This window comes from Streptomyces cylindrosporus (genome assembly GCF_022698165.1).
GTDB classification, from domain to species: domain Bacteria; phylum Actinomycetota; class Actinomycetes; order Streptomycetales; family Streptomycetaceae; genus Streptomyces; species Streptomyces cylindrosporus.
The window spans coordinates 234,749-261,110 of sequence record NZ_JALDAY010000005.1; the positions used below are offsets into that span (position 1 = coordinate 234,749).

A 26,362-nucleotide genomic window follows, 5' to 3' on the forward strand; every position below is an offset into this window, starting at 1 on the left:
ACGCCGTCGCGGAACGGATTCCGCCACCGTGACGATCTCGTGACTCCTGCAAATGGGCGCGCCGAATGTGCGGTGTATGTGGCTTGCCCCGATATTTGCCGATAACGGACTGGCATTTCTGAGGAGGCACTCCATGCGTGGAGCCACGCACGCCAAGTGGGCCGCATGCGCGGCGGCGGTCGCACTCGCCGCCACGGCCTGTGGGGGCGGTGGGAGCGACAGCGGCGGCGGTGACAGCGGCGCGGTGCTCAGCTCCTCCTGGGGAGACCCGCAGAACCCGCTGGAGCCGGCCAACACCAACGAGGTGCAGGGCGGCAAGGTGCTCGACATGATCTTCCGCGGCCTGAAGCGGTACAACCCGAAGACCGGTGCCGCCGAGGACATGCTCGCCGAGAAGATCGACACCTCGGACTCGCAGAACTTCACCGTCACCGTCAAGAGCGGCTGGAAGTTCAGCAACGGCGAGGCGGTCACCGCCCAGTCCTTCGTGGACGCCTGGAACTACGGCGCCTCCCTCAAGAACAACCAGAAGAACGCGTACTTCTTCGGATACATCGAGGGCTACGACAAGGTGCACCCGGAGGACGGCTCCAAGCAGACCGCCGACACCCTCTCCGGCCTGAAGGTCACCGGCACGAACACCTTCACCGTGAAGCTCACCCAGAAGTTCTCGACCTTCCCGGACACCCTCGGCTACCCGGCCTTCGCCCCGCTGCCCAAGGCCTTCTTCAGCGACCACGCCGCCTGGATCAAGAAGCCGGTCGGCAACGGCCCGTACGCGATCGAGTCGTACACCAAGGGCTCGAAGATGTCCCTCAGGAAGTGGGACGGCTACCCCGGTGACGACAAGGCGGAGAACGGCGGCGTCGACCTCAAGGTCTACACCGACAACAACACCGCCTACACCGACCTGATGGCCGGCAACCTCGACCTGGTCGACGACGTCCCGGCCGCCCAGCTCAAGAACGTCAAGAACGACCTCGGCGACCGCTACCTGAACACCCCCGCCGGCATCATCCAGACGCTCGCCTTCCCGTTCTACGACAAGAACTGGAACAAGAGCGGCTCGGAGAAGGTCCGCAAGGGCCTGTCCATGGCCATCAACCGCGAGCAGATCACCAACACCATCTTCCAGAAGACCCGCACCCCGGCCACCGACTGGACCTCGCCGGTGCTCGGCGAGAAGGGCGGCTTCCAGGACGGGCTGTGCGGCGACGGCTGCGAGTACAAGCCCGACGAGGCCAAGAAGCTGATCCAGGAGGGCGGCGGGCTGCCCGGCGGCCAGGTCAAGATCTCGTACAACGCGGACACGGGCTCGCACAAGGAGTGGGTGGACGCCGTGTGCAACTCCATCAACAACGCGCTCGGCAACGACAAGGCCTGCGTCGGCAACCCGGTCGGCACCTTCGCCGACTTCCGCAACCAGATCACCCAGAAGAAGATGTCCGGGCCGTTCAGGGCCGGCTGGCAGATGGACTACCCGCTCATCCAGAACTTCCTCCAGCCGCTCTACTACACCAACGCCTCCTCCAACGACGGCAAGTGGTCCAACAAGGACTTCGACAAGCTCGTCGACCAGGCCAACCAGGAGACCGACACCAGCAAGGCGATCGGGCTCTTCCAGGACGCCGAGAAGGTCGTACGCGACAACATGGCGGCCATCCCGCTCTGGTACCAGAACGGCAGCGCCGGCTGGTCCGACCGCCTCTCCAACGTCGCCCTCAACCCGTTCAGCGTCCCGGTCTACAACGAGATCAAGGTGGGCTGACCGCGCATGGGACGGTACGTGGTCCGGCGTCTGCTCCAGATGATCCCGGTGTTCATCGGGGCCACGCTGCTGATCTTCCTGATGGTGAACGTGATGGGCGACCCCATCGCGGGCCTGTGCGGCGACAAGCAGTGCGACCCGGCCACGGCCGCCCAGCTGAAGAAGGAGTTCGGCCTCGACAAGCCGGTCTGGCAGCAATACCTGACCTACATGGGGAACGTCTTCACCGGCGACTTCGGCACGGCGTTCAACGGCCAGAAGGTCACCGAGCTGATGTCGACGGCGTTCCCCGTCACCATCCGGCTGACGATCGTGGCGATCCTCTTCGAGATCGTCATCGGCATCACGCTGGGGGTCGTCACGGGTCTGCGGCGAGGCAGGCCCGTCGACACCTCGGTCCTCCTCCTCACCCTCGTCGTCATCTCCGTCCCCACCTTCGTCACCGGCCTGCTGCTCCAGCTGCTGCTCGGCGTCGAGTGGGGCTGGATCAAACCCTCGGTCTCCACGGACGCCACCTTCAGCGAACTGATCGTGCCGGGCCTGGTCCTGGCGTCCGTGTCCCTGGCTTACGTCACCCGGCTGACCCGCACCTCCATCGCGGAGAACCGGCGCGCCGACTACGTCCGTACGGCCATCGCCAAGGGCCTGCCCCGCCAACGGGTGATCATCCGGCACCTGCTGCGCAACTCGCTCATCCCCGTGGTCACCTTCATCGGCACCGACATCGGCGCCCTGATGGGCGGCGCGATCGTCACCGAGCGGATCTTCAACATCCACGGCGTGGGCTACCAGCTCTACCAGGGGATCCTCCGCCAGAACACCCAGACCGTGGTCGGCTTCGTGACGGTCCTCGTCCTCGTCTTCCTGGTGGCCAACCTGCTCGTCGACCTCCTGTACGCCGTACTCGACCCGAGGATCCGCTATGCCTGAGCAGCCGTACGAACCGGAGGGCGCCATCGCCGGGACCGGCATGGGCGGCGCGATGGACCTGGCGGCGAGCGAGGCCGTGACCTTGGAGAAGACACCGGGCGGACCGGAGGGCACGGGACCCCAACAGAAGCCCCGCAGCCTCTGGTCCGACGCCTGGCGTGACCTCCGACGCAACCCGGTCTTCATCATCTCCGGCCTGGTGATCCTCTTCCTGGTCGTCATCTCCCTCTGGCCGTCCCTGATCGCCTCGGGAAACCCGCTGAAGTGCGACCTCGCCAAGGCGCAGGAGGGATCCCAGCCGGGCCATCCCTTCGGATACGACGGCCAGGGCTGCGACGTCTACACGCGCACGGTGTACGGGACCCGCATCTCCATCAGCGTCGGTGTCCTCGCCACGCTGGGCGTCGCCGTCCTCGGCTCCGTCCTGGGCGGGCTCGCCGGGTACTTCGGCGGGGCCTGGGACTCGGTGATGTCCCGGATCACCGACATCTTCTTCGCGATCCCGGTCGTGCTCGGCGGTCTCGTCCTGCTCTCCGTGGTGACCAGCAACACCATCTGGCCGGTCATCGGGTTCATCGTGCTGCTCGGCTGGACGCAGGTCTACCGCATCGCACGCGGCTCGGTCATCACGGCCAAGCAGAACGACTACGTCCAGGCGGCCCGCGCCCTGGGCGCGTCCGACTCCCGGATCCTCCTGCGCCACATCGCCCCCAACGCCGTCGCCCCGGTGATCGTCGTGGCGACCATCGCGCTGGGCACGTACATCGCCCTGGAGGCGACCCTGTCCTACCTCGGCGTGGGCCTGAAGCCCCCCACGGTCAGCTGGGGCATCGACATCTCGTCGGCCTCCGCCTACATCCGCAACGCCCCGCACATGCTCCTGTGGCCGGCCGGAGCCCTCGCGATCACGGTCCTCGCCTTCATCATGCTCGGCGACGCGGTCCGCGACGCCCTCGACCCGAAGCTGAGGTGAAGCGCCGTCATGCTGCTCGAAGTGCGTGATCTGCACGTGGAGTTCCGGACCCGGGACGGGGTCGCCAAGGCCGTCAACGGCGTCGACTACAGCGTGGACGAGGGGGAGACCCTTGCCGTGCTCGGTGAGTCCGGGTCGGGCAAGTCGGTGACCGCGCAGGCCGTGATGGGGATCCTCGACATGCCGCCCGGCAGGATCACCGGCGGCGAGATCCTCTTCCGCGGCCAGGACCTGCTCAAGCTCAAGGAGGACGAGCGGCGCAAGGTCCGCGGCGCCGAGATGGCGATGATCTTCCAGGACGCGCTGTCCTCCCTCAACCCCGTGCTCTCCGTCGGCGACCAGCTCGGCGAGATGTTCGTCGTGCACCGCGGGATGTCCCGGAAGGACGCCCGCGCCAAGGCCGTCGAGCTGATGGACCGGGTGCGCATCCCGGCCGCCGCGGCCCGGGTCAAGGACTACCCGCACCAGTTCTCCGGCGGCATGCGCCAGCGCATCATGATCGCCATGGCGCTGGCCCTGGAGCCCGCGCTCATCATCGCCGACGAACCGACGACGGCGCTGGACGTCACCGTCCAGGCCCAGGTCATGGACCTGCTCGCGGAGTTGCAGCGCGAGTACAACATGGGGCTCATCCTCATCACCCACGACCTCGGCGTGGTCGCCGACGTCGCCGACAAGATCGCCGTGATGTACGCGGGCCGGATCGTCGAGTCGGCGCCGGTGCACGACATCTACAAGGCGCCGGCCCACCCCTACACGCGGGGACTCCTTGATTCCATCCCGCGTCTTGATCAGAAGGGGCAGGAGCTGTACGCGATCAAGGGACTGCCGCCCAACTTGATGAACATCCCTCCGGGTTGCGCGTTCAACCCCCGCTGCCCGATGGCTCAAGACGTCTGCCGGACCGATGTACCGCCTCTGTACGAGGTTGACGAGGACCGGGGCAGCGCCTGTCACTTCTGGAGGGAGTGCCTCAATGGTTGATCACCTTGAGCCGATTCTGGAAGTGAGTGGACTGGTCAAGCATTACCCGTTGACCCAGGGCATTCTGTTCAAGAAACAGGTCGGTGCCGTCAAGGCCGTTGACGGCGTTGACTTCACGCTCAACAAAGGCGAGACCCTCGGCATCGTGGGGGAGTCCGGCTGCGGCAAGTCAACCGTTGCCAAGATGCTGGTCAATCTTGAGCGGCCCACCGAAGGGTTGATCAAGTACAAGGGCGAGGACCTCACCAAGCTGTCCGGCAAGGCCCTCAAGTCGGTCCGCCGCAACATCCAGATGGTCTTCCAGGACCCGTACACCTCCCTCAACCCCCGCATGACGGTCGGCGACATCATCGGGGAGCCGTACGAGATCCACCCCGAGGTGGCCCCCAAGGGCGACCGGCGCAAGAAGGTCCAGGAGCTGCTGGACGTCGTCGGGCTCAACCCCGAGTACATCAACCGCTACCCGCACCAGTTCTCCGGCGGCCAGCGCCAACGCATCGGCATCGCGCGCGGGTTGGCGCTGCGCCCCGAGGTCATCGTCGCCGACGAACCGGTCTCCGCCCTCGACGTGTCCGTGCAGGCCCAGGTGATCAACCTGCTCGACCGGCTGCAGAGCGAGTTCGAGCTGAGTTACGTCTTCATCGCGCACGACCTGTCGATCGTGCGGCACATCTCGGACCGGGTGGGGGTGATGTACCTCGGGCGGATCGTGGAGATCGGCCGGGACGAGGAGATCTACGACCACCCGACGCACCCGTACACCCAGGCGCTGCTGTCCGCCGTGCCCGTGCCCGACCCGGAGGCGCGCGAGCACCGGGAGCGGATCATCCTGGCCGGTGACGTGCCGTCCCCGACGAACATCCCCTCCGGCTGCCGCTTCCGCACCCGCTGCTGGAAGGCGCGGGAGCGCTGCGCGCTGGAGGTGCCGTTGCTCGCGGTCCCGGCGGAGTTCCGCTCGGTGAGCGGTCCGGCCGCCCACGACTCGGCGTGCCACTTCGCGGAGGAGAAGCAGGTGGTGCCCTCGGAGGAGCCCGGTGGGATGTCACCCGAGGGGCAAGAGGAGTAACACGCAGGCAACTTGGCCGACCCGCCTCCGATATACGGACACGGCACTCTCTAGAGCGTACGGCCGTGCGGGTGCCGTAAACGGGCCGGGGCGCGCCATGTCGCCCCGGCCCGTTGCCGTGCCCTACGCCGTGCCGAGCGAGCGCCGGAGGAAGTCCACCTGGAGCAGCAGCAGGTTCTCCGCGACCTGTTCCTGTGGCGTCATGTGGGTCACCCCGGACAGTGGCAGCACCTCGTGCGGGCGGCCCGCGGCCAGCAGCGCGGAGGACAGTCGTAGGGCGTGCGCGACGACCACGTTGTCGTCCGCGAGGCCGTGCACGATCATCAGCGGCCGGTGTGGCTCGGCCGGGTCCGACAGCCCCTCGTCGGTGACGAGCGAGCTCTTCGCGTACGCCTCCGGTTCCGCGCCCGGGTCGCCCAGGTACCGCTCCGTGTAGTGCGTGTCGTACAGCCGCCAGTCGGTGACCGGCGCGCCCGCGATGCCCGCGTGGAAGACGTCCGGCCGGCGCAGCACCGCGAGGCCCGCCAGCCAGCCGCCGTACGACCAGCCGCGGATCGCCACCCGGGACAGGTCCAGGGGGTGCGTCTTCGCGAGGTCCTGGAGGGCCTCGATCTGGTCGTCCAGGGAGGCGGTGAAGTCCCGGTGGACGCCCTTCTCCCAGGCGGGGGAGCGCCCAGGGGTGCCCCGCCCGTCGGCGACGATCACCGCGAAGCCCTGGTCGGCGAACCACTGCGAGGTCAGATGCGCGTTGTGCGCGGCGACCACGCGCTGCCCGTGCGGACCGCCGTACGGGTCGAGGAGCACCGGCAGCGAGGTGTCACCGGCGTAGTCACGTGGCAAGAGCACGGCGCACGGGATTCGCCGTGCGCCCCCTTCGGTGAGTGTCACGCGCGGGGACAAACCGGGATCTTCGGCGTACGAGGCGACGGTCGCGATCTGCTTGCCGTCCCGCAGCACCTGCACCCGGGCGCCGGGCGGGTCCAGGGCGGCGGAGACCAGCACGGTCACGCCCCCGGCGCGCACCGCGGAATGCACGCCGGGCTCCTGCGACACGCGCTCCAGGCCGAGCTCGTTGACCCGGTAGACGTGCACCTCGCCGATTTCCGGATGCTCGGCCTCCGCGCCGGCCGAGGCCGAGACCAGTACGTCGGCGTCGCTCACGTCCAGCACCGCCCGGACGTGCAACTGCGGTCCCGTGAGCGGCCGTTCACCCACCGCGAGCACCCGCGCGCCGCCCTCGTCCGCGACCCGCACGAGCCGCCCCGAAGGGCTCCAGCAGGGCACCCCGGCGAAAAGATCCAGCCAAACTGGATCTTCGTCCGCGTGCACCAGGCGGGTTGCCCCGGTGTCCGGGTCCACGGCCAGGAACAGCTGGCTGCGCTGGTCGCGCGCCTGTACGAGCAGCAACGGCGCCCCCGCTTCTGACCAGTGCGCATGCGCCAGATACGGATAGCGGGCCCAGTCCCAGACGACCTCCGTGCGCGACCCGTCCAGGCCCATGACGAACAGCCGGACGTCCGCGTTGTCGGTGCCGGCCGCCGGATAGGCGACGTGCTGTGGGTCACGTTCCGGCTGCGCGGGATCCGAGATCCACCACCGCCGTACCGGCGTGTCGTCCACGCGCGCGACCAGCAGCCGGTCCGACGCCGGGGACCACCAGAAGCCCCGCGAACGGCCCATCTCCTCGGCCGCGATGAACTCGGCCAGTCCATAGGTGACCTCGGCCGACTCCGGCTCCGCGAGCGCCCGTTCGCCCTCGCCCTCGGCGCCCACCACGCGCAGGGCGCCCTGTGCGACGTACGCGATGTGCCGGCCGTCGGGGGAGGGGCGGGGGTCGATCACCGGTCCGGGGACCGGGAGTTCACGTGCCGTGCCGGCCCGCAGCTCGGCCGTGAAAAGCCGCCCTGACAAGGCGAAAGAGGCCAACTCCACGGCCGCGTCGGTGGCGTAGCCGACGATGCCGGCGCCGCCCTCACGGCTGCGCTCGCGCCGCGCCCGCTCCTCGGGCGACAGGTCCTCCGAGCCGCCGCCGAGCAGGGCGCGCGGGTCGGCCGCCACGCGCTCCCCGCCGTCCGCCGTGTCGAGAACCCACAGGGAACTCGCCCTGTCCGTACCGGAGGTGGAGCGCAGGAACACGACACGGGCACCGTCGGGCGCCACGGCGAAAGCACGCGGCGCGCCGAGCGTGAAGCGCTGGGTGCGGGCGTGCCGGCGGGGGAAGGAGTCGGACGTCGTCGTCATGCCCCGACCATATTGGCCATGCGCCCCCTTGTGCGGCCGTGCGCCGACCGATGCGCACGTACGGATAGTTATGATCACTAGCGCATAGTGGGTATGAACCTGCTGGTCCTTGTGGATTTATCTGCACGGACTTTTCTGCCCCTTGGTCCGACCCCCGCGCTCCTGTGGATCTTTGGAGGTGAGCCGCCGTGGCACTCTCGATTTCGGCGGTGGTGCTGCTGGCGATCGTCGTCTTCCTACTGGTCAAGAAGTCCGGGCTGAAGGGCGGGCACGCGGTCGTCTGCATCCTTCTCGGGTTCTATCTCGCCTCCTCGACTGTCGCGCCCACCATCAACGACCTGACGACGAACATCGCGAGCATGATCGGCAGCATCAAGTTCTGACCGGGGCTGCGCCGCGCTGTCAGTGGCGCCTCGTAGGGTGGGCTCCATGACGGAACCCACCCGGCGTCTGCTGCTGGTGCACGCGCACCCGGACGACGAGTCGATCAACAACGGCGCGACCATGGCCAGGTACGCGGCCGAGGGTGCCCGCGTGACCCTGGTCACCTGCACGCTCGGCGAGCGCGGCGAGGTCATCCCGCCCGAGCTGCGCCACCTCACCGGCGCCGCGCTGGGCGAGCACCGGCTGCGCGAGCTCACCGCCGCCATGGCCGAGCTCGGCGTCGAGGACTTCCGTCTGCTCGGCGGCCCGGGCCACTACACGGACTCCGGAATGATGGGCCTGCCGGACAACGAGGACCCGGCCTGCTTCTGGCAGGCCGACGTGGAGGAGGCGGCCGGCCGGCTCGCCGAGGTGATCCTGGAGGTACGCCCCCAGGTCCTCGTCACGTACGACGACAACGGCGGCTACGGCCACCCCGACCACATCCAGGCCCACCGCGTCGCCATGCGCGCCGCCGAGCTGGCCGCGGAGCGGGGCTGGGAGATCCCCAAGGTCTACTGGAACCGCGTGCCCAGGTCCGTCGGAGAAGCCGCCTTCGCCCGGCTTGAGGGCGACTTGTCCGCTCTGCCCTTCTCCAAGGCCGGCGCCCTCGACGACGTGCCGGGCGTCGTGGCCGACGAGCGCGTCACCACCGAGATCGACGGCACCGCGTACGCCGGGGCCAAAGCGGCCGCCATGCGGGCGCACGCGACGCAGATCGAGGTCGCCCAGCCGTACTTCGCGCTCTCGAACGAGCTCGCACAACCCCTCTTCACCACCGAGTACTACGAGTTGGTGCGCGGGCGGGCCGGGGCCCCGAGAGAGAACGACCTGTTCGCCGGGCTCGGCGCCGGGGAGGCGTCGTGAACGAGCGCGGTTCCCTGCTCGCCCAGCCGTTGCAGCGGCCCTCCGCCGGGCGGACGCTGCTGTATGTGGCCCTCTTCGTGCTCGGCGCGGTCGTGGGCGCCGCCGGCTCCCTCGTGCAGGCCGGCTGGTTCCCCGGCGGGCTGCTGCTCGCGCTCGCCGGTGAGGCCGGACTCTGCCTCGGCGGGGCGCGGGCCACCGGCAGCCGGGGCGGGGCCGTGGCGCCCGCGGCCGGCTGGATGATCGCCGTCATCCTGCTCACCGCGAGCAGACCCGAAGGGGACTTCCTCTTCGGTGCGGGAGGGGGCTCGTACCTCTTCCTCCTCGGAGGGATGGCCGTCGCTGTGATCTGCGCCACCCTTGGTCAGGGGCGGCAACCGGTCGGTCGTGACGTCCGACTTGGCAAGTGACGTACCACTTCGCCGTTAAGGGCGCGTGCAAGTGCCGTGTGGGTTTCCCCGGCGGTCGTGGGATACGCGCCAGAAGTGGCCAGTATGGTGGTGCGCGCCGCCGAGCCGCCCGCGTGTTCAGGTCGTGTCGGGCGGCGGAGCCAACCGGGAGAACCTGCCTTGAGTCGTGAAACTGACACTCCGTCCTCCGGGCCCAACGGGCACGGCGGGGCCGCATACCCCTCCGGCACGCCGCCGTACGGGACCCCCACGGCTTCCGACGCCGGTACGGATGCGGGCCGTTCGGCCGCGCAGCCGGAGGAGCGCAAGACCGAGACCACGCTGACGACCCGTATCCGGATCAACATCCCCGGGTCGCGGCCCATTCCGCCGGTCGTCGTGCGGACGCCCGTCGCGGGCACCGAGAGCCCCGCCGAGGAGACCGGCGAGACCGAGCTTCCGGCAGCGGGCCCGGCCACGGGCACCGTCGAGCCGCCCGCCGAGCCGGGCCAGCCGGCCGAGAAGCAGAGCGACTGGTTCGCCCCGCGCAAGTCCGGCCCCGCCAAGGGCGGTCAGGGCGGCGGCGCCACCAACGGGGCCGGTCTGCCGGGCGGTTCGGGTGCGGGCGCGGGCGCGTCCGCGGCGGGTGCCGCTCCCGGCGGCGCGCGCCCGGGCGGCGGTACGGGTGCTCCCGCCGCTCCGCGTGCGGGCACTGGGCGTCCCGGTGGTGTGGTCGGCTCCATGAGCGTGCCGGGCGGCTCCCGGTCCGGCGGCGCGCGGCCGGGCGGCACGAACGGCGCGGGACTTCCCGGCGGAGCGACCGGCGGGCCCGTGGCCCCCGGGCACGGCGGCGGCACCGGCTCCTTCGACGTCACCGAGGCACTGGCCGCGGGACCGCTGGGCGGCGCGGGCGGTTCGCGCCCCGGCGGCGAGCCCCGCCGCGACGACCTGCCGTACTTCTCGGAGAACGATCGCGGCGGTCAGGACGGCCTCGGCGGGCAGAACGGCCAGGGTTCGCCGAACGGCCAAGGCGGCTATGGCGGCCCGGACACCTACGCCGGCCCGGACACCTACGGCGGCCCGAGCGGCGCGCACGACTTCAACGGCTCGGACCCCTACGCCGGTGCGAACGACTTCAACAGCCCGGACGGTTACGGCGGTCAGGGCGGCGCCAGCGGCTTCAACGGGCCGAACGGCCGCGGCGGCCAGGGCGGTTCGCAGGGCCCCGCGGGCCCGACGACCGGCCCGGTCACCGGCGACGGCCCGATGGTCCCGCCGATCGGCGCGGGCCCCGGCGGCATCGGCACGGGTCCCTCCGGCATCGGCGCGGGGCCCGGCGGACCCTCCGGTCCGGGCGCGGGTCCCCTCGGCCCCGGCAGCGGCACCGGCCCCCAGGGCCCGGGTTCCGGCCTGCGCGGCCCGGGCGCTAGCCCGCAGGGCTCCGGCAGCGGCCCCCTCGGCCCGGGCGCCGGCCGGCAGGCTCTCGGCGCCGGTCCCATGGGCCCCGGCACGGGCATCGGCACGGGCCCGCAGGGGCCCGGCACCGGCATCAACGCCGGCCCGCAGGGCCCCGGCGCGAGCCTCGGCCCCGGTGGCGGGCTCAGTGACGACACCGCGATCCTCACCCCGCAGAAGCCGGCCCCCGAGCCGGGCACGCAGGGCTACCCGGCTCCCGACAACGTCTCCGGGCACACCGTCACCAGCGGCATCCCCGTGGTGCCGCAGGGCTCCAACTCCCCGTTCGGTCCGGGCGCGTTCGGCCAGGACACCGACGCCGAGGCCCCGGGCCCGCACACGCCCCCGAAGCTGCCCGACGCGCCCTCGCAGAACTCGTCGGCGTCCACCGCGCCCAAGAAGAAAAAGAAGGGCCGCAACAAGCTGGTCCTGCTCGGCGGTCTCGTGGTCGTCGCCGGCGTCGGTGCCTACGGCGCCGGGCTGCTGATGAACCACTCCGACGTGCCCAAGGGCACCACCGTCCTCGGCGTCGACATCGGCGGCGGCACCCGCGACGACGCGGTCAAGAAGCTCGACGCTGCCTTCGGCAAGAGCGTGAACAAGCCGCTGAAGCTCAAGGTCGGCGGCTCCACCGTCTCGCTCACGCCGGACCAGGCGGGCCTCCACTTCGACGAGCAGTCGACGGTCTCCGCGGCCGCGAAGAGCGACTACAACCCGATCTCCGTCATCGGTTCCCTGTTCGGGCAGCACCGCGTCGTCGAGCCGGACATGCCGGTCGACGAGGAGAAGCTCACCGCCGCCCTGCAGAGCGCGGCCGGCGGCTCCGGCTCGATGACCGAGGGCACGATCGAGTTCAAGTCCGGCAAGGCCGTCGCCGTCTACGGCAAGGCGGGCAAGGGCATCGACGCCGCCAAGTCGACCGAGGCGGTCGCGCAGGCGTACCGCACCCAGGTGGAGACGGGCTCCACCGACCCGGTCGCGGTCGCCACCACGACCAAGCAGCCCACGATCACGAACGCCGAGGTCGACCGCGAGATGAAGGCCTTCGCGGAGCCGGCGATGTCGGGGCTGGTGACGGTCAAGACGGACACGGGCATCTCGCTGCCGCTCAGTCCGCAGAACTCCCTGTGGAAGTTCCTCAGGGTCGAGGCGGTCAACGGCAAGCTCGTCGACAAGCCGGACCTCGTCGCGCTCAAGAAGCTCTACGGTGGCCAGTTCGACGGCGTCCTCATCACCCGCGCCACCGGCAAGAAGACCGCCGTCACCCCCCAGGACGTCTACGTCGCCCTGCGCCAGGCCCTGCTCAGCAAGACGAACCGGGTCGGCGTCATCGACACGAACCCCAGCTAGCGGAGCCCGACCTCAGCAGGGGGCACCCGGCACGCGCCGGGTGCCCCCTGGTCGTCGTATGACATCTGTCATCCGCCACTCAGGACCGCCGACACTGCCGTCCGTACGGCCGTCGCAGCCACGATGGATCACATGACGACGACAGCGACAGCCACCACCCCGGTGGTCGGCTTCGACCAGGTGAGCAAGACCTACGGGAGCGTACGGGCCGTGGACGGGCTGTCGCTCGCCCTGCACCCGGGGGAGACCGTGGCCCTGCTGGGCCCCAACGGTGCCGGCAAGTCGACCACCCTCGACCTCCTCCTCGGCCTGCGCAACGCCGACAGCGGCACGGTCCGCGTCTTCGGCACCAGCCCCCGCGAGGCCATCGTGAACGGCCGGGTCGGCGCCATGCTGCAGAGCGGCGGCCTGATGGACGAGGTCACCGTCGCCGAGCTGGTCAAGCTCGCCTGCGATCTGCACCCGAAGCCGTACAAGGTGGCCGACGTGCTGGCCCGAGCGAGCCTCACCCAGATCGCCGACCGCAAGGTCAACAAGCTCTCCGGCGGCCAGGCCCAGCGGGTCCGCTTCGCGCTCGCCACGGCCGGCGACAGCGACCTGATCGTCCTGGACGAGCCGACCACCGGCATGGACGTCTCCGCCCGCCAGGCCTTCTGGGCCACCATGCGCGAGCAGGCCGACCAGGGGCGGACCGTCCTGTTCGCCACGCACTACCTGGAGGAGGCCGACGCGATCGCCGACCGCGTGCTGGTGCTGCACCGGGGGCGGCTGCTCGCGGACGGCACGGCGGCCGAGATCAAGGCGAAGGCGGGTGCGCGGCGGGTGTCGTTCGACCTGGAGGGCGAGATCGACGAGGCGCCTCTCCGGAACCTCCCCTTCCTCACCTCCATCACTGTGTCCAAAAGCGGCTCCGCCGCGGGTTCGAGTCAGACCATCCGCATCCAGTCCACCGACGCCGACGCGACCGTGCACGCCCTCTACGGCCTCGGCGTCTACCCCCGCAACCTCGAAGTCGCCGGGCTCGGCCTGGAGCAGGCCTTCGTCGCCATCACCGCCGCCGAGGAGGCCAGGCAGTCATGAACAGTCTCATCAAGCTGGAACTCACCCGCGCCCTGCGCAACCGCAAGTTTCTGTTCTTCTCGGTGATCTACCCGTCGGTGATCTTCCTGCTCGTCTCCAACCAGACGGGCAACGTCGACGGCAGCGGCCTGAGCGTCGCCAAGTACGTCATGGTCTCCATGGCCTCCTTCGGCGCGCTGACCGCCGTCCTGATGGGCAACAGCGAGCGCATCGCCAAGGAGCGGGAGGGCGGCTGGGTACGGCAGCTGCGGCTGACCACGCTGCCCGGACGCGGTTATGTCCTCGCCAAGACCGCGAGCGCGGCCGTGGTGAGCCTGCCGTCCATCGTGGTCGTCTTCCTGGTCGCCGCCGCCGTGAAGGACGTACGACTGGACGCCTGGCAGTGGGTCGCCCTCACGGGCGCGATCTGGGCGGGCAGCTTCGTCTTCGCCGCCCTCGGCGTCGCCATCGGCTACCTCGCCTCCGGGGACGCGGTCCGCCCGATCACGATGATCGTCTACTTCGGCCTGTCGATCCTCGGCGGCCTGTGGATGCCGTCCTCGTCCTTCCCGTCCTGGCTGCAGGACATCGCCAAGTGGCTGCCCACGCACGCGTACGCTGCCCTCGGACGGGCCATCGAGCAGAGCCAGGCCCCCCACGCCCAGGACATCGCCATCCTCGTCGCCTTCTTCCTGCTCTTCGCGGGCGGCGCGGCCTGGCTGTACCGGAAGGACACGCTGAAGGCGTGAGCACGATGACGGACGACACGCTGCCGAAGGACGTGCGGCCCGAGAACTCGATGCGGATCGGCCAGGCGCCCCGCACCATGAGCGAGGCGATGCGCAAGCTGATCTGGATCGTGCCGTGGCTGGTCTTCCTCGGATCCCCGGTGAGCGACCTGACCACCGGCCACCACGCGACCACCGCGGTCGTGCTCGGCTGGGTGGCCCTGGTGACCTTCACGACCGTCTATCTGACGCTGGTGTTCCGGAACATGGGCCGGGCCCTGCCGGACCGGGCCGTCCTCGCCCTGGTCGTCCTGCTCGGCACACTCGCCGTCGTCCTGTGCCTCACCCTCGGCGACGCGTGGATCGGCCTGTTCGTGTACGTCTCCGTCACCTGCGGCGCCACCCTGCCGCTGCGGACGGCGTACTGGGCGATCGGGGCGAACGCCCTCGCGATGCTCCTGGTCGGCCTGCGGGTGGGCGGTGTCGACTGGAGCCTGCTGCTGATCGTGGTCCTCCTCGGCTTCGCGATGACGGGCGTCAAGCAACTGGTGCGTACGACCGTCGAGTTGCGCAAGGCGCGGGCGACGGTCGCCCAACTGGCCGCGAACGAGGAGCGGTTGCGGCTCGCCCGCGACCTGCACGACCTGCTCGGCCACTCCCTCTCCCTGATCACGCTCAAGAGCGAACTCGCGGGCCGGATGCTCCCCGACCACCCCGACAAGGCGGCCCAGCAGGTCGCCGACATCGAACAGGTCAGCCGCCAGGCCCTGGTCGACGTCCGCGAGGCCGTCACCGGCTACCGGCGCCCCCGGCTGTCCGCCGAACTCGCGGGTGCGCAGGTCGCGTTGACGGCTGCCCAGGTCGTCGCCGAGGTGCCCGTGGAGCCCGACCTCACGGGCGTCCCGGACGAGAGCGAGGCCGCCCTCGCGTGGGCGCTGCGGGAGGCCGTCACCAACGTCGTGCGGCACAGCGGGGCCAGCCGCTGCACGGTGGAGCTGCTCACCCGGCAGACCCTCGACGGACGGGTCCTGGAACTCACCGTCGAGGACAACGGCTCGGGCGGCTCGGGCAAGGCCCCCGGCAACGGTCTGACCGGTCTGACCGAGCGCCTGGAGAAGGCCGGCGGCGCACTGGACGCGGGCCGCCTCAAGCACGGCTTCCGCCTGGTCGCCCGCGTCCCCGTGGACGCGTCGGCCACCGTAGGATCCGGGGCATGAGCCCTACGATCAAGGTGCTGCTCGCCGAGGACCAGTCCATGGTCCGCGAGGCGCTGGCCGCGCTGCTCGGCCTGGAGGACGACATCGAGGTCGTCGCCCAAGTGGCGCGCGGCGACGAGGTGTTGACCGCGGCCCGGGAGCACGCCGTGGACGTGGCCCTCCTCGACATCGAGATGCCGGGCTGCACGGGCATCGAGGCGGCGGCCCAGGTCCACAAGGCCCTCCCGGCGGTGAAGCTGGTCGTCCTCACCACCTTCGGCCGCCCCGGCTACCTCCGCAGCGCCATGGAGGCGGGCGCCGACGCCTTCCTGGTCAAGGACGCCCCGGCGGCCCAGCTGGCTCAAGCCGTACGCAAGGTACTGGCGGGCGAACGCGTGATCGACCCGACCCTGGCTGCGGCGGCCCTGGCGGAGGGAGCCAACCCCCTGACGGACCGCGAGCGGGAAGTCCTGCGCGCGGCGGCCGACGGCTCCACCAACGCCGAGCTCGCGGCGGCCCTGCACCTCTCCCAGGGCACGGTCCGCAACTACCTCTCCACGGCGATCCAGAAACTGGCGGTCCGCAACAGGGCGGAAGCGGTACGGATCGCACGGGAGAAGGGCTGGCTCTGAGGCGCGCCCGCGTGCCTAGTTGAGCATCGCCCGAGCCGAGTCGGCCTGCCTCCGCACCCGTTCCGCCGCCGGTTCGTCCACCGCGGCCACCACCTCGGCGTACGCGTCGAGTTCGGCGGCCCCGGTGAGGAAGTCACCGCGCTGGACCAGCAGTTGGGCCCGCTCGTACCGCAGCCGCGCCGGATGCGACGGCAGGAGCAGCGACAGCTCCACCGCCCACAGCCCGACATCCGACCGCTCCGGCCGGGCCGCGGCCCACGCGCGGACGTTGTTGAGGATCCGCAGCACCACGTCCAGGGGGTCCGCCGGGCTCAGCATCGACGGATGCAGCGGTGTCCCGGTCGCGCCCGCGACCAGCATTTCCGCGTCGCCGCCGCTGAGCACCCGCCCGCCGTCGAAGGGGTCGGCGAGCACCTGCTGCTCCTGCGGGCCGAAGCCGACGACGAAGTGCCCGGGCAGCGCGACGCCGTACACCGGCGCGCCCGCCCGGCGCGCGACCTCCATCCACACCACCGACAGCAGGATCGGCAGCCCGCGCCGCCGGCGCAGCACCTCGTGCAGCAGGGACGACTCCAGGCGCTGGTAGTCGGCGGGGGAGCCGCGGAAGCCCTCGCGGGCGCCCAGGAGGTGGTGCAGTGCCGTCGCCCAGGACATCGGGCCGCCGGGCCGGAAGGGGACCAGGCCCGCCAGCCGGTCCAGCTCCATCTGGGCCGCGTCGATGCCTGGTTCGTCCAGCCCGCCGTCCGCTTCCGCGCCCAGCAGCAGACAGAGCAGGGACAGGTCGGGCCGCTCTCCGCGCGCTTCCTCGGCGAACCGGCGGCGCAGTTCCGCGGAGCGCTCGGGGGACGGGGGATTCGGGGGACGCATAGCTGGGTCGTGCCCTTTCACGGCGATCCGTTACCGGCCGTCGCCGGGAGCCGCCGGTTCCCGGTAGTGGTGGTACGCGTGGTGCGCGCCGAAGCCCATCCCGGCGTACAGGGCCCGTGCGCCCGCGTTCTCCTCCTCGACCTGAAGCCACGCCGCCGAGGCGCCCTCCTCCAGGGCCCGCCCGGCCAGCGCCGCCATCACGGTGGTGGCCAGCCCCTGCCGCCGCAGCGCCGGATCCACCTCCACGGCCGCGAAGGACGCCCAGCGCCCGTCCACGACACACCGCCCGATCGCGGCGGGCCCGTCCGCCCCCGGAACGCTCGCGAACCACACCGACGGCCCGCTCCCCAGCACCCGCAACGCCACCTCGCTCACCCCCTTGCGCTGATACCGCGACAGCCATGCCTCATCGGCCTCCCGGGACAGCACGACCTTCTCCGCCGCCACCCGGTCCGCGACCGGCGCGAGCGCGCCGACCCACAGCTCGGCCGTCACCTCACGCACCCACCCACGCCGCTCCAGCTCCGCGCACAGCAACTCCTGCGTACCTTCGGCCCCGGTCGCGGTCTGGACGTACGCGGGCAGGCCTCGGTCGCCGTACCACCGTCGTACGACATCCAGGGCCTCGTCGAGCGGTATGCCGGGGTCGCCGAGCGGAAGCACCGAGTTGGCGCGCCGGGTGAAGCCGGCGGCCGCCCGCAGCTCCCACTCGCCGAGCCGCTCGCTCTCCACCGGCCGCCACGCGCGCGAGGCGACGCGCGCGAGTTCCTCGTACGACGCGGCGGGCCCCCGGCGGCGCGCCGGCGCGGCCGGCACGACCTTCCCCGCGACCAGCGAGGATTCCGGGATACGGACACTCTCGCCGCTCTTCCGTGTGATCAGCAGCACACCGTCGTTCCAGGATGTGAGAACACCCACCGTGTCGGTGAACTTCTCTTCCGTGACTCCGGGTTCGCATCGGCGCCGTACGGAGACTCGTTTACCCACGTCAGCAGCGGTGATACGGACCTCGAGTCGTCCGCCGGCCGAGATTTCCACAGGTCTGTTCACCCCTCCTGTTCGGATCATGCCCAAGAACGGAGATACTAGGGGCGGGCATCGACGACGCCGCGCTCCCGCGCGCCAGGCGGCGGAGCCTACGACAGGCCCGCCAGCGCCCTATCGAGGAGGAACGACAGCGTGACCTACGTCATCGCGCAGCCTTGTGTCGACGTCAAGGACAAGGCGTGCATCGAGGAGTGCCCGGTCGACTGCATCTACGAGGGCTCCCGGTCCTTGTACATCCACCCGGACGAATGCGTCGACTGTGGGGCCTGTGAGCCGGTCTGCCCGGTGGAGGCCATCTTCTACGAGGACGACACCCCGGAGGAGTGGAAGGACTACTACAAGGCGAACGTCGAGTTCTTCGACGAGCTCGGCTCCCCGGGCGGCGCAAGCAAGCTGGGTCTGATCGAGCGGGACCACCCCTTCATCGCCGCGCTGCCGCCGCAGGCGTAGGCGCAAGCGGCCCGCATCCTCGTGCCGCCTCGGTCCCGTACGGCCCGATCACCCCTGATCGCCGTACGGGACCGAGGCGTTTGCCGTACGACCCGAAAGTGAGCATCAGCCCGTGTCCGCAGTCTCCGACCGCCTCCCGACCTTCCCCTGGGACAAGCTGGAGCCGTACAAGAGGACGGCCGCCGCGCACCCGGACGGCATCGTCGACCTGTCCGTCGGCACCCCGGTCGACCCGGTTCCCGACCTGATCCAGAAGGCCCTGATCGACGCGGCGGACTCCCCGGGCTACCCGACGGTCTGGGGCACACCGGCGCTGCGCGACGCGATCACGGGCTGGGTCGAGCGCAGGCTCGGCGCGCGCGAGGTCACCCACCGGCACGTCCTGCCGATCGTCGGCTCCAAGGAACTCGTCGCCTGGCTCCCGACCCAGCTGGGCCTCGGTCCCGGTGACAGGGTGGCGTACCCGCGCCTGGCCTACCCGACGTACGAGGTGGGCGCCCGGCTGGCCCGAGCGGACCACGAGGCGTACGACGACCCGACTGCCCTGGACCCGGCGGGCCTGAAGCTCCTCTGGCTCAACTCGCCCTCCAACCCCACCGGCAAGGTCCTCTCGAAGGCAGAGCTGACCCGCGTCGTGGCCTGGGCCCGCGAGCACGGCGTCCTGGTCTTCTCCGACGAGTGCTACCTCGAACTGGGCTGGGAGGCCGACCCGGTCTCGGTCCTGCACCCGGACGTGAACGGCGGCTCGTACGAGGGCATCGTCTCGGTCCACTCCCTCTCCAAGCGCTCGAACCTGGCCGGCTACCGGGCGGCCTTCCTGGCGGGCGACCCCGCGGTCCTGGCCCCCCTCCTGGAGATCCGCAAGCACGGCGGCATGATGACGTCGGCACCGACGCAGGCGGCGGTGGTGGCGGCCCTGGGCGACGACGCCCACGTGCAGGAACAGCGCGCCCGCTACGCCGCCCGCCGCACCGCCCTCCGCGAGGCGCTGATCTCCCACGGCTTCCGCATCGAACACAGCGAGGCGAGCCTGTACCTGTGGGCGACCAGGGACGAGTCCTGCTGGACCACGGTGGCCCACCTGGCCGACCGAGGCATCCTGGTCGCGCCGGGCGACTTCTACGGCGAGGCGGGCAGGAACTTCGTACGAGTGGCGTTGACGGCGACGGACGAGCGTGTGCGGGCGGCTGTCGGGCGTTTGTAGTCGCAGGCATGTGTGAAGGCGGGCCCGGGATCGGTGGATCCCGGGCCCGCCTTCGTACGAGGGTGCTCAGCCGCCGAGCGGCAGTCCCTTAACCGGCAGCGAGGGCGCGGCCGGCAGGCCGCCCTTGGTCAGCGAGTCCGTCGGCAGGCCGCCCTTCGTCGCGGTCTGGGCCGTGTCACCGACGATCCCACCGGCGGACCCGGCCGCCTCCCCCGCGGCCTTCTGCGCCGCCGGCGTCGCCTTCTTCACGGCCTTGCCGCCGGTCTTGCCCGCGGCCGGCACCGCCTTCTCGACCGTCTTGCCGCCGGTGCTGCCCGCGAGGCCCGTGACGTTCTGGGCCGCGCCGTCGACGGTGTTGCCGACGTTCGCCCCGTCCAGGGCGGTCAGGCCGCCGAGGTTCGGGGTGGCGGGGAGCTGGGGGGCCGCGCTCGCGGAGCCGGCCGCACCGACCCCGGCGGCCGCTCCCGCTGCGACGAGCAGCGCGGCACGGGCGATCCGACGGGTCAGAGGGAGGGACATGATGCTCCTGTTGGTCGACTGGATGTTGATCGTCCGGGCTCGGACGCAGTGACTACCGCTCGAACCCCCGCGAAGGTTGCGGCGGCGAAACGTAAAGAGTTGGCAATGCGTCGCATAATCGGCTGCGGATAAAAACGGGCAAACTGTGCCCGATCCGAAAGTGTGCCGAATCCCCGCAGCCCTTTGTTCTCAAGGGTTTTGACGGATACGAGGGTGATGGCGCGAAAACCTGCGCACCCAGCGGCGCCGACGCCACCGCGCTGACCCGGACGGGTGAAGCCCCGTACTACTGCCCGGTGACGATTCGGACCGAGCTCGCCTGCGAACGGGCCGTGCGCCACTGGCTGTCGGTGTTGCCGGCGGTCCACTCCCGCCCGCCGAAGGAGACCCGCTCGATGTGCAGGGCGGTGGCGTTGGCCACGGCCCAGTGCGCCAGCTGCCAGCCGCGTTCGCGGACCGTACGCCCCTTGGCAGGGCTGCTGCCGGCGGCGACGGGCAGCGTGACGGTCCGCCCGGAGGCCTCGGTGCTCGCGGTCGGCGAGGGGGAGGCCGTCGACGCGCGCTTCCGGCTCACCTCGGCCCCGGCCGGCTGGAGCACGTCGCGCCCGAAGTCCCGTACCAGCGCGGCCCGTACGGCGTCCGGCCCCGCCGCCTGGACCGTCGTCGCGTCCGGCCGGCCCTGGCAGGTCAGCGTGGCGGGGGAGTCCCCGGTGAGCGCGGCGGCGAGCAGCGAGGCGTCCGGCTCGTGCTTGGCGTAGGCCTCCGGATAGCCGCTGCGCTGCACGCGCTGCGCGGCGACGGTGAGCGGGAGCTTCTGGTAGTCGTGCACCTTGGCCAGGTGCTCGTAGAAGACGCCGGCCGCGTACGTCGGGTCCAGGATCTGCTTCTCGGTGCCCCAGCCCTGCGAGGGCCGCTGCTGGAACAGGCCGAGCGAATCCCGGTCGCCGTGCTGGATGTTGCGCAGCCCCGACTCCTGGATGGAGGTCGCCAGGGCGATCGCCACGGCCCGCTCGGGCATCCCGCGCCCGGTGCCGACGGCGGCGATCGTCGCCGCGTTCACCGCCTGCTCCGGCGTGAACTCGTACGCCTTCCCGTCCCCCGTGCCCGAGACCACCTTGCAGCCCGGTCGGTTGCCCCCGGTGACGTACTGGACCACGAGGTAGCCCGCGAGGGCGAGCAGGACAACGAAGGCCGCCCCGATCCGGAAGAGGCGGCCGCGGAGCTTGAGGGTGGGTGACGGCTCTGGCACGCCGTACAAGGTAGCGGAGCGCGCTGTGGCTCCTGCTACGGGTGTGGACAACTGATGAAGACCCTGGCGCGTTAGGGTCGACGGCATGGCCGACACCCCGCTTGACCTCACTCTGAACGCTGCCGAGCTCACCGCCCAGCTCGTCGACTTCCCTTCGGAGAGCGGCACCGAGAAGCCCCTCGCCGACGCGATCGAGACCGCCCTGCGCGCGCTGCCGCACCTCACGGTCGAGCGGTACGGCAACAACGTGATCGCCCGGACGAACCTGGGCCGGTCCGAGCGGGTCGTCCTGGCCGGCCACATCGACACCGTGCCGATCGCGGACAACGTCCCCTCCCGGCTGGACGAGGACGGGGTGCTCTGGGGCTGCGGCACCTGCGACATGAAGTCCGGGGTGGCGGTGCAGCTGCGCATCGCGGCCACGGTCCCCGCACCCAACCGGGACCTGACCTTCATCTTCTACGACAACGAAGAGGTCGAGGCCGAGCGCAACGGCCTCCGGCACATCGCCGCGGCCCACCCGGAGTGGCTGGAGGCCGACTTCGCGGTGCTCCTGGAGCCGTCCGACGGCGAGGTGGAGGGCGGCTGCCAGGGTACGCTGAGGATGCTGCTGAAGACCAAGGGCGAGCGGGCGCACTCGGCGCGCTCCTGGATGGGCTCGAACGCCATCCACGCGGCCGCCCCGATCCTGGCCCGGCTGGCCTCGTACGAACCCCGCTACCCGGTCATCGACGGCCTGGAGTACCGCGAGGGCCTGAACGCCGTGCGGATCTCGGGCGGGGTGGCGGGCAACGTCATCCCCGACGAGTGCGTGGTCACGGTCAACTTCCGGTACGCCCCCGACCGCACCGAGGAGGAGGCGGTCGCGCACGTCCGCGAGGTCTTCGCGGACTGCGGGGTCGAGGAGTTCGTGATCGACGACCACAGCGGCGGCGCGCTGCCCGGCCTCTCCCACCCGGCCGCGGCGGCCTTCATCGAGGCGGTCGGCGGCACCCCGATGCCCAAGTACGGCTGGACCGACGTCTCCCGCTTCTCGGCCCTGGGCATCCCCGCGGTCAACTACGGCCCCGGAAACCCACACTTGGCGCACAAGCGGGACGAACGGGTCGAAACCGGAAAGATCCTGGTGGGCGAGGAGCGCCTGCGGAACTGGCTGACACGCTGACGTCCCCCCTCCGTAACCCGCGTAGATCTACGCTGAAGCAGGAACACCTGCAAGCGGAGGGAGCGCACATGGCTACCGGGAACCCCGAGGGCAAGAAGCAGCCACCGGAGGAACAGCGCCTGGGACCCGTCCTCCGGAGGCGGGGTCAGGTGACGTCGAGCACGACCGACCAGCGGCTGCTGGACGCGGGCGGTCCGTCGGACTGGGTGCACACCGACCCCTGGCGCGTCCTGCGCATCCAGTCGGAGTTCATCGAGGGCTTCGGCACGCTGGCCGAACTCCCGCCCGCGATCAGCGTGTTCGGCTCGGCCCGCACCAAGGCGGACTCCCCGGAGTACGAGGCGGGCGTACGGCTCGGACGCGCACTGGTGGAGGCGGGCTGGGCGGTCATCACCGGCGGCGGCCCCGGCGCCATGGAGGCGGCCAACAAGGGCGCCTGTGAGGCGAAGGGCATCTCCGTCGGCCTGGGCATCGAGCTGCCCTTCGAACAGGGCCTCAACCCGTACGTCGACATCGGCCTGAACTTCCGCTACTTCTTCGTGCGGAAGATGATGTTCGTCAAGTACGCGCAGGGCTTCGTGGTCCTGCCCGGCGGCCTCGGCACCCTCGACGAGCTCTTCGAGGCGCTGACCCTCGTCCAGACCCAGAAGGTCACCCGGTTCCCGATCGTCCTGTTCGGCAGCGAGTACTGGGGCGGCCTGGTCGACTGGCTGAAGAACACGCTGGTCGCCCAGGGCAAGGCCGCGGAGAAGGACCTGCTTCTCTTCCACGTCACGGACGACGTGGACGAAGCGGTCGCCCTGGTGTCGAAGGAGGCCGCGCGCTAGCGCGGACCCTCTACGCGAGCCCTCGGCGGGCTACCGCCGGGGGCCGGTGGCCCGCGATCGACGCGACCATCTCCAGCACCTGCCGGGTCTCCGCGACCTCGTGCACGCGGTAGACCTGCGCACCCAGCCACGCCGACACGGCGGTGGTCGCCAGCGTCCCGACCACCCGTTCCTTCACGGGCTTGTCGAGCGTCTCGCCGACGAAGTCCTTGTTGGAGAGCGAGACCAGCACCGGCCACCCCGTCTCGACCATCTCCCCGAGCCGCCGCGTCGCCTCCAGGCTGTGCCGCGTGTTCTTGCCGAAGTCGTGCCCGGGATCGATGAGGATCGACTCCCGCGCCACACCCAGCTCCGCCGCCCGCTCCGCGAGTCCCAGGGTGACCCGCAGGATGTCGGCCACGACATCGTCGTACGTCACCCGGTGCGGCCGCGTCCGGGGTTCGGCGCCCCCGGCGTGCGTGCACACCAGGCCCACCCGGTACCGCGCGGCGACCTCCGCCAGCCGGGGGTCGACCCCGCCCCAGGCGTCGTTGAGCAGATCGGCGCCGGCCTCGCAGACGGCCTCGCCGACGTCCGCGCGCCAGGTGTCGACGCTGATGATCACGTCCGGGAAGCGCCGCCGCACCTCCGCCACGAAGCCGACGGTCCGCCGCGCCTCCTCCTCGGCGGTGACCTCCTCGCCGGGGCCGGCCTTCACCCCGCCGATGTCGATGATGGCGGCGCCCTCGGCCACCGCCTGCTCCACGCGCGCGAGGGCGGGCTCGTCGCGGAAGGTGGCCCCCTGGTCGTAGAAGGAGTCCGGGGTCCGGTTCACGATCGCCATGATCACCGGCTCGTGCGCCGCGAATTCGCGCCTGCCCAGCCTGAGCATCCCCTGTGACCTCCGCTAGTACGACCTGGGTGTCGGTGGCCTTTGTGCCGCCTGCGACCCTAACTGTCGGACTCGCATGGCACGATCGGACCCTGACACATTCAGCTTCCTGACATCGAGCTTGGGGACCGCAGCGATGGTTATGTTCCTGTTCCTGGTCGTCGCCCTCGCCGTCGTGGTCGCCGCGGTGACACTGGCCGTGGTGGGCGGCGGGGAGGGCGAGGGCCCGTTGCCCGAGGTGGACCCCGAGCGCCTGCAGGACCCCCTGCCGCTGGACCGCCCGGTGGGCCGCGCCGACGTGGACGCCCTGCGCTTCCCGCTCGCCGCCCGCGGCTACCGCATGGCCGACGTCGACGACGCCCTCAACCGCCTCGCCGCCGAACTCGCCGAGCGCGACGCCCGGATCGCCGACCTGGAGTCCGCGCTGGCCGGCGCGCAGGCCGCCGCCCACCACGTCTCCATGGAGAAGCCGGTGCACGGGCAGGGGGAGCAGCAGTGAGCGGCCCGGGCGCGATCGCCGGGGCGGACGGCGCGCTGCGCTGCCCCTGGGCGCTGTCCACCGAGGACTACGTGGCGTACCACGACGAGGAGTGGGGCCGTCCGGTCCACGGCGACGACGCCCTCTTCGAGCGCCTCAGCCTGGAGGCCTTCCAGTCCGGCCTCTCCTGGATCACGATCCTGCGCCGCCGCCCCGGCTTCCGTAAGGCCTTCGCCGACTTCAGGATCGCCAAGGTCGCCGCGTTCACCGACGAGGACCGCGCCCGCCTCCTGCTGGACGAGGGCATCATCCGCAACCGCGCCAAGATCGACGCCACGCTCGCCAACGCGCGCGTGCTGGCCGACTGGGCGCCGGGCGCCCTGGACGAGCTGATCTGGTCCCACGCGCCCGAGCCGGGCCCGGCCCCGAAGACACTCGCGGACGTCCCGGCGGTCACACCGGAGTCGACGGCCCTGTCGAAGGCCCTGAAGAAGCAGGGCCTCCGCTTCGTCGGCCCGACGACGGCGTACGCCTTGATGCAGGCGTGCGGACTGGTCGACGACCACCTGGAAACCTGCGTCGCGAGACGGGCCTGACCGCTACCGGCCCAGGTACTTCGGCGTCTCCTTGTTCACGAACGCCCGCACGGCGATCGTGTGGTCCTCGGACGCCCCCGCCCGGCCCTGCAGTTCGTCCTCCTTCTCCAGCGTCTCGGAGAGCGAGTGCGAGAAGCCGAACGCCAGGGACTCCTTGATCGCCGCGTACGCCACCGTCGGGCCCTCGGCCAGCGCCCGCGCCGTCTTCTCCGCCTCCGCGGGCAGCTCCGCGGAGGGCACGAGACGGTTCACGATCCCCAGCTCGTAGGCCTCCTGCGCCTTGATCGTGCGCGGGAAGAGCAGCAGGTCGGCGGCGCGCCCCGGCCCCACCACCCGAGGCAGCGTCCACGAGATCCCGGAGTCCGCCGTGAGCGCGACCCCCGCGAAGGACGTGTTGAACCCGGCGGTGTCGGCGACCACGCGGTAGTCCGCGGCCAGCGCCAGCCCGAAGCCCGCGCCCGCCGCGACCCCGTTCACCCCGGCCGCCACGGGCTTCGGCATCTCCGTCAGCGCCCGCACGACCGGGTTGTAGTGCTCCTTGACCGTGCTCATGACCTGCGCCGACCCCTCGGCGAGCAGCCCGATGTGCTCCTTGAGGTCCTGCCCGACGCAGAACGCCCGGTCACCGGCGGCCGTCAGCAGCACCGCCCGTACGGTGTCGTCCTCGGCCGCCGAGCGCACCGCCTCCAGCAGCGCGACCTTCGTCGCGATGTTCAGCGCGTTCATCGCCTCCGGGCGGTTCAGCGTGATCGTCGCGAGACCGTCGGTCACCTCGTAGAGCACGGTGTCGGCCATGGTGTGTCCCCTCCGCAGTCGCGGCTCGGGCGTACCGGCCGGTACGCCCCTGTCCGTAGGACAGCATGGCGGAGAGAGACCTCAGTGGACGTGTGACCTGCGTCAAAGAATTCGGGACGGTTTCCGGTCGGCGGAAGTCCGAACGGCCGCGCAGTATCGCAGTCACATCGCCGAATTGGGTGGTTTTGCTCGCGCGCGTTGCCCAAGCGATGCCGACTGATGTTGGTCATCGGGTC

General features: G+C 71.0%; 26 protein-coding genes. 19 read left to right on the forward strand and 7 right to left on the reverse strand.

Annotation, left to right across the window (positions count from 1 at the left end; translation table 11 throughout):
- The first annotated feature begins 133 nt into the window (after positions 1–133).
- Genes MQP27_RS17385 through MQP27_RS17405 form a run of 5 tightly spaced genes read left to right on the forward strand, consistent with a single transcriptional unit; the run spans position 134 to position 5,721 of the window.
- Complete coding sequence (locus tag MQP27_RS17385) at positions 134–1,768, forward strand: peptide ABC transporter substrate-binding protein (RefSeq protein WP_242766098.1); 1,635 nt, start codon at positions 134–136, stop codon at positions 1,766–1,768.
- A 6-nt stretch (positions 1,769–1,774) separates the two neighbouring features.
- The gene (locus MQP27_RS17390) at positions 1,775–2,698 is read left to right on the forward strand and encodes an ABC transporter permease (protein WP_242766099.1); all 924 of its coding nucleotides are present in this window, start codon (positions 1,775–1,777) and stop codon (positions 2,696–2,698) included.
- Complete coding sequence (locus tag MQP27_RS17395) at positions 2,691–3,671, forward strand: ABC transporter permease (protein WP_242766100.1); 981 nt, start codon at positions 2,691–2,693, stop codon at positions 3,669–3,671. The genes MQP27_RS17390 and MQP27_RS17395 overlap by 8 nt, the downstream gene beginning before the upstream one ends.
- Positions 3,672–3,680: 9 nt before the next feature.
- A complete protein-coding gene (locus MQP27_RS17400) occupies positions 3,681–4,655 on the forward strand; it encodes an ABC transporter ATP-binding protein (protein WP_242766101.1) in 975 nt (324 codons plus the stop codon).
- Complete coding sequence (locus MQP27_RS17405; RefSeq protein WP_242766102.1) at positions 4,648–5,721, forward strand: ABC transporter ATP-binding protein; 1,074 nt, start codon at positions 4,648–4,650, stop codon at positions 5,719–5,721. The genes MQP27_RS17400 and MQP27_RS17405 overlap by 8 nt, the downstream gene beginning before the upstream one ends.
- A 123-nt stretch (positions 5,722–5,844) precedes the next feature.
- On the opposite strand, the gene MQP27_RS17410 is transcribed toward MQP27_RS17405, so the two are convergent.
- Entirely contained in the window at positions 5,845–7,962 is a 2,118-nt protein-coding gene (locus tag MQP27_RS17410; protein ID WP_242766103.1) for a S9 family peptidase, read from the reverse strand.
- Between the two features lie 188 nt (positions 7,963–8,150).
- On the opposite strand from MQP27_RS17410, the gene MQP27_RS17415 reads away from it, so the two are divergent.
- The 8 genes from MQP27_RS17415 (at position 8,151) to MQP27_RS17450 (ending at position 16,058) form a co-directional block, all read left to right on the forward strand.
- On the forward strand, positions 8,151–8,345 hold the full coding sequence (locus MQP27_RS17415; protein WP_058923418.1) for a hypothetical protein: 195 nt from the start codon (positions 8,151–8,153) through the stop codon (positions 8,343–8,345).
- A gap of 46 nt (positions 8,346–8,391) precedes the next feature.
- Positions 8,392–9,252, forward strand: coding sequence for an N-acetyl-1-D-myo-inositol-2-amino-2-deoxy-alpha-D-glucopyranoside deacetylase (gene mshB / locus MQP27_RS17420; RefSeq protein WP_242766104.1), 861 nt, complete (start codon positions 8,392–8,394; stop codon positions 9,250–9,252).
- On the forward strand, positions 9,249–9,659 hold the full coding sequence (locus MQP27_RS17425) for a DUF6113 family protein (protein WP_242766105.1): 411 nt from the start codon (positions 9,249–9,251) through the stop codon (positions 9,657–9,659). Before mshB ends, MQP27_RS17425 begins: the two co-directional genes overlap by 4 nt.
- Positions 9,660–9,818: 159 nt before the next feature.
- Complete coding sequence (locus MQP27_RS17430) at positions 9,819–12,443, forward strand: hypothetical protein (protein ID WP_242766106.1); 2,625 nt, start codon at positions 9,819–9,821, stop codon at positions 12,441–12,443.
- A 132-nt stretch (positions 12,444–12,575) separates the two neighbouring features.
- The gene (locus MQP27_RS17435; RefSeq protein WP_242766107.1) at positions 12,576–13,523 is read left to right on the forward strand and encodes an ABC transporter ATP-binding protein; all 948 of its coding nucleotides are present in this window, start codon (positions 12,576–12,578) and stop codon (positions 13,521–13,523) included.
- Positions 13,520–14,251 (forward strand): ABC transporter permease, encoded by a 732-nt coding sequence (locus MQP27_RS17440; protein WP_242766108.1) that lies wholly within the window; start codon positions 13,520–13,522, stop codon positions 14,249–14,251. Before MQP27_RS17435 ends, MQP27_RS17440 begins: the two co-directional genes overlap by 4 nt.
- Positions 14,252–14,256: 5 nt before the next feature.
- Complete coding sequence (locus MQP27_RS17445) at positions 14,257–15,447, forward strand: sensor histidine kinase (protein WP_242766528.1); 1,191 nt, start codon at positions 14,257–14,259, stop codon at positions 15,445–15,447.
- Positions 15,444–16,058, forward strand: a complete 615-nt coding sequence (locus tag MQP27_RS17450; RefSeq protein WP_242766109.1) for a response regulator transcription factor — start codon at positions 15,444–15,446, stop codon at positions 16,056–16,058. Before MQP27_RS17445 ends, MQP27_RS17450 begins: the two co-directional genes overlap by 4 nt.
- Positions 16,059–16,073: 15 nt before the next feature.
- Here the strand turns inward: MQP27_RS17450 and MQP27_RS17455 are convergent, their stop codons facing one another.
- Positions 16,074–16,925: a transglutaminase-like and tetratricopeptide repeat-containing protein gene (locus tag MQP27_RS17455; protein WP_242766110.1), complete on the reverse strand. Its 852-nt coding sequence runs from the start codon at positions 16,923–16,925 to the stop codon at positions 16,074–16,076.
- A gap of 30 nt (positions 16,926–16,955) precedes the next feature.
- Positions 16,956–17,963, reverse strand: a complete 1,008-nt coding sequence (locus MQP27_RS17460) for a GNAT family N-acetyltransferase (RefSeq protein ID WP_242766529.1) — start codon at positions 17,961–17,963, stop codon at positions 16,956–16,958.
- Positions 17,964–18,104: 141 nt separating this feature from the next.
- Here MQP27_RS17460 and fdxA point away from each other — a divergent pair, with 141 nt between their 5' ends.
- Both fdxA and MQP27_RS17470 read left to right on the forward strand, forming a co-directional pair.
- Entirely contained in the window at positions 18,105–18,422 is a 318-nt protein-coding gene (fdxA, locus tag MQP27_RS17465) for a ferredoxin (protein ID WP_010047804.1), read from the forward strand.
- 112 nt (positions 18,423–18,534) lie between these two features.
- The gene (locus MQP27_RS17470) at positions 18,535–19,626 is read left to right on the forward strand and encodes a bifunctional succinyldiaminopimelate transaminase/glutamate-prephenate aminotransferase (protein WP_242766111.1); all 1,092 of its coding nucleotides are present in this window, start codon (positions 18,535–18,537) and stop codon (positions 19,624–19,626) included.
- Positions 19,627–19,692: 66 nt separating this feature from the next.
- Here MQP27_RS17470 and MQP27_RS17475 read toward each other — a convergent pair whose 3' ends face one another.
- On the reverse strand, positions 19,693–20,145 hold the full coding sequence (locus MQP27_RS17475; protein WP_242766112.1) for an ATP-binding protein: 453 nt from the start codon (positions 20,143–20,145) through the stop codon (positions 19,693–19,695).
- Positions 20,146–20,431: 286 nt separating this feature from the next.
- Complete coding sequence (locus tag MQP27_RS17480; protein WP_242766113.1) at positions 20,432–21,394, reverse strand: VldE C-terminal domain-containing protein; 963 nt, start codon at positions 21,392–21,394, stop codon at positions 20,432–20,434.
- Positions 21,395–21,479: 85 nt separating this feature from the next.
- Here MQP27_RS17480 and dapE point away from each other — a divergent pair, with 85 nt between their 5' ends.
- The gene (dapE, locus tag MQP27_RS17485) at positions 21,480–22,559 is read left to right on the forward strand and encodes a succinyl-diaminopimelate desuccinylase (protein WP_242766114.1); all 1,080 of its coding nucleotides are present in this window, start codon (positions 21,480–21,482) and stop codon (positions 22,557–22,559) included.
- Positions 22,560–22,627: 68 nt separating this feature from the next.
- The gene (locus MQP27_RS17490; protein ID WP_242766115.1) at positions 22,628–23,386 is read left to right on the forward strand and encodes an LOG family protein; all 759 of its coding nucleotides are present in this window, start codon (positions 22,628–22,630) and stop codon (positions 23,384–23,386) included.
- A gap of 10 nt (positions 23,387–23,396) precedes the next feature.
- Here the strand turns inward: MQP27_RS17490 and folP are convergent, their stop codons facing one another.
- Positions 23,397–24,257 (reverse strand): dihydropteroate synthase, encoded by an 861-nt coding sequence (gene folP / locus MQP27_RS17495; protein WP_242766116.1) that lies wholly within the window; start codon positions 24,255–24,257, stop codon positions 23,397–23,399.
- A gap of 142 nt (positions 24,258–24,399) precedes the next feature.
- Between folP and MQP27_RS17500 the strand changes: the two genes are divergently transcribed.
- Positions 24,400–24,756, forward strand: coding sequence for a DivIVA domain-containing protein (locus MQP27_RS17500; RefSeq protein ID WP_372511238.1), 357 nt, complete (start codon positions 24,400–24,402; stop codon positions 24,754–24,756).
- A complete protein-coding gene (locus tag MQP27_RS17505) occupies positions 24,753–25,331 on the forward strand; it encodes a DNA-3-methyladenine glycosylase I (protein ID WP_308289940.1) in 579 nt (192 codons plus the stop codon). The genes MQP27_RS17500 and MQP27_RS17505 overlap by 4 nt, the downstream gene beginning before the upstream one ends.
- Positions 25,332–25,334: 3 nt before the next feature.
- Here MQP27_RS17505 and chcB read toward each other — a convergent pair whose 3' ends face one another.
- Entirely contained in the window at positions 25,335–26,126 is a 792-nt protein-coding gene (chcB, locus tag MQP27_RS17510) for a 2-cyclohexenylcarbonyl CoA isomerase (RefSeq protein WP_242766118.1), read from the reverse strand.
- Between the last annotated feature and the right edge of the window lie 236 nt (positions 26,127–26,362).

Coding starts and splice junctions, on each gene's coding strand:
- MQP27_RS17385 (WP_242766098.1), top strand. CDS start 134: ATGCGTGGAGCCACGCACGCCAAGTGGGCCGCATGCGCGGCGGCGGTC.
- MQP27_RS17490 (WP_242766115.1), top strand. CDS start 22,628: ATGGCTACCGGGAACCCCGAGGGCAAGAAGCAGCCACCGGAGGAACAG.
- chcB (WP_242766118.1), bottom strand. CDS start 26,126: ATGGCCGACACCGTGCTCTACGAGGTGACCGACGGTCTCGCGACGATC.
- MQP27_RS17455 (WP_242766110.1), bottom strand. CDS start 16,925: ATGCGTCCCCCGAATCCCCCGTCCCCCGAGCGCTCCGCGGAACTGCGC.
- mshB (WP_242766104.1), top strand. CDS start 8,392: ATGACGGAACCCACCCGGCGTCTGCTGCTGGTGCACGCGCACCCGGAC.
- dapE (WP_242766114.1), top strand. CDS start 21,480: ATGGCCGACACCCCGCTTGACCTCACTCTGAACGCTGCCGAGCTCACC.
- MQP27_RS17435 (WP_242766107.1), top strand. CDS start 12,576: ATGACGACGACAGCGACAGCCACCACCCCGGTGGTCGGCTTCGACCAG.
- MQP27_RS17410 (WP_242766103.1), bottom strand. CDS start 7,962: ATGACGACGACGTCCGACTCCTTCCCCCGCCGGCACGCCCGCACCCAG.
- MQP27_RS17445 (WP_242766528.1), top strand. CDS start 14,257: ATGACGGACGACACGCTGCCGAAGGACGTGCGGCCCGAGAACTCGATG.
- MQP27_RS17390 (WP_242766099.1), top strand. CDS start 1,775: ATGGGACGGTACGTGGTCCGGCGTCTGCTCCAGATGATCCCGGTGTTC.
- MQP27_RS17475 (WP_242766112.1), bottom strand. CDS start 20,145: ATGTCCCTCCCTCTGACCCGTCGGATCGCCCGTGCCGCGCTGCTCGTC.
- MQP27_RS17395 (WP_242766100.1), top strand. CDS start 2,691: ATGCCTGAGCAGCCGTACGAACCGGAGGGCGCCATCGCCGGGACCGGC.
- MQP27_RS17500 (WP_372511238.1), top strand. CDS start 24,400: ATGTTCCTGTTCCTGGTCGTCGCCCTCGCCGTCGTGGTCGCCGCGGTG.
- folP (WP_242766116.1), bottom strand. CDS start 24,257: ATGCTCAGGCTGGGCAGGCGCGAATTCGCGGCGCACGAGCCGGTGATC.
- MQP27_RS17440 (WP_242766108.1), top strand. CDS start 13,520: ATGAACAGTCTCATCAAGCTGGAACTCACCCGCGCCCTGCGCAACCGC.
- MQP27_RS17405 (WP_242766102.1), top strand. CDS start 4,648: ATGGTTGATCACCTTGAGCCGATTCTGGAAGTGAGTGGACTGGTCAAG.
- MQP27_RS17450 (WP_242766109.1), top strand. CDS start 15,444: ATGAGCCCTACGATCAAGGTGCTGCTCGCCGAGGACCAGTCCATGGTC.
- MQP27_RS17400 (WP_242766101.1), top strand. CDS start 3,681: ATGCTGCTCGAAGTGCGTGATCTGCACGTGGAGTTCCGGACCCGGGAC.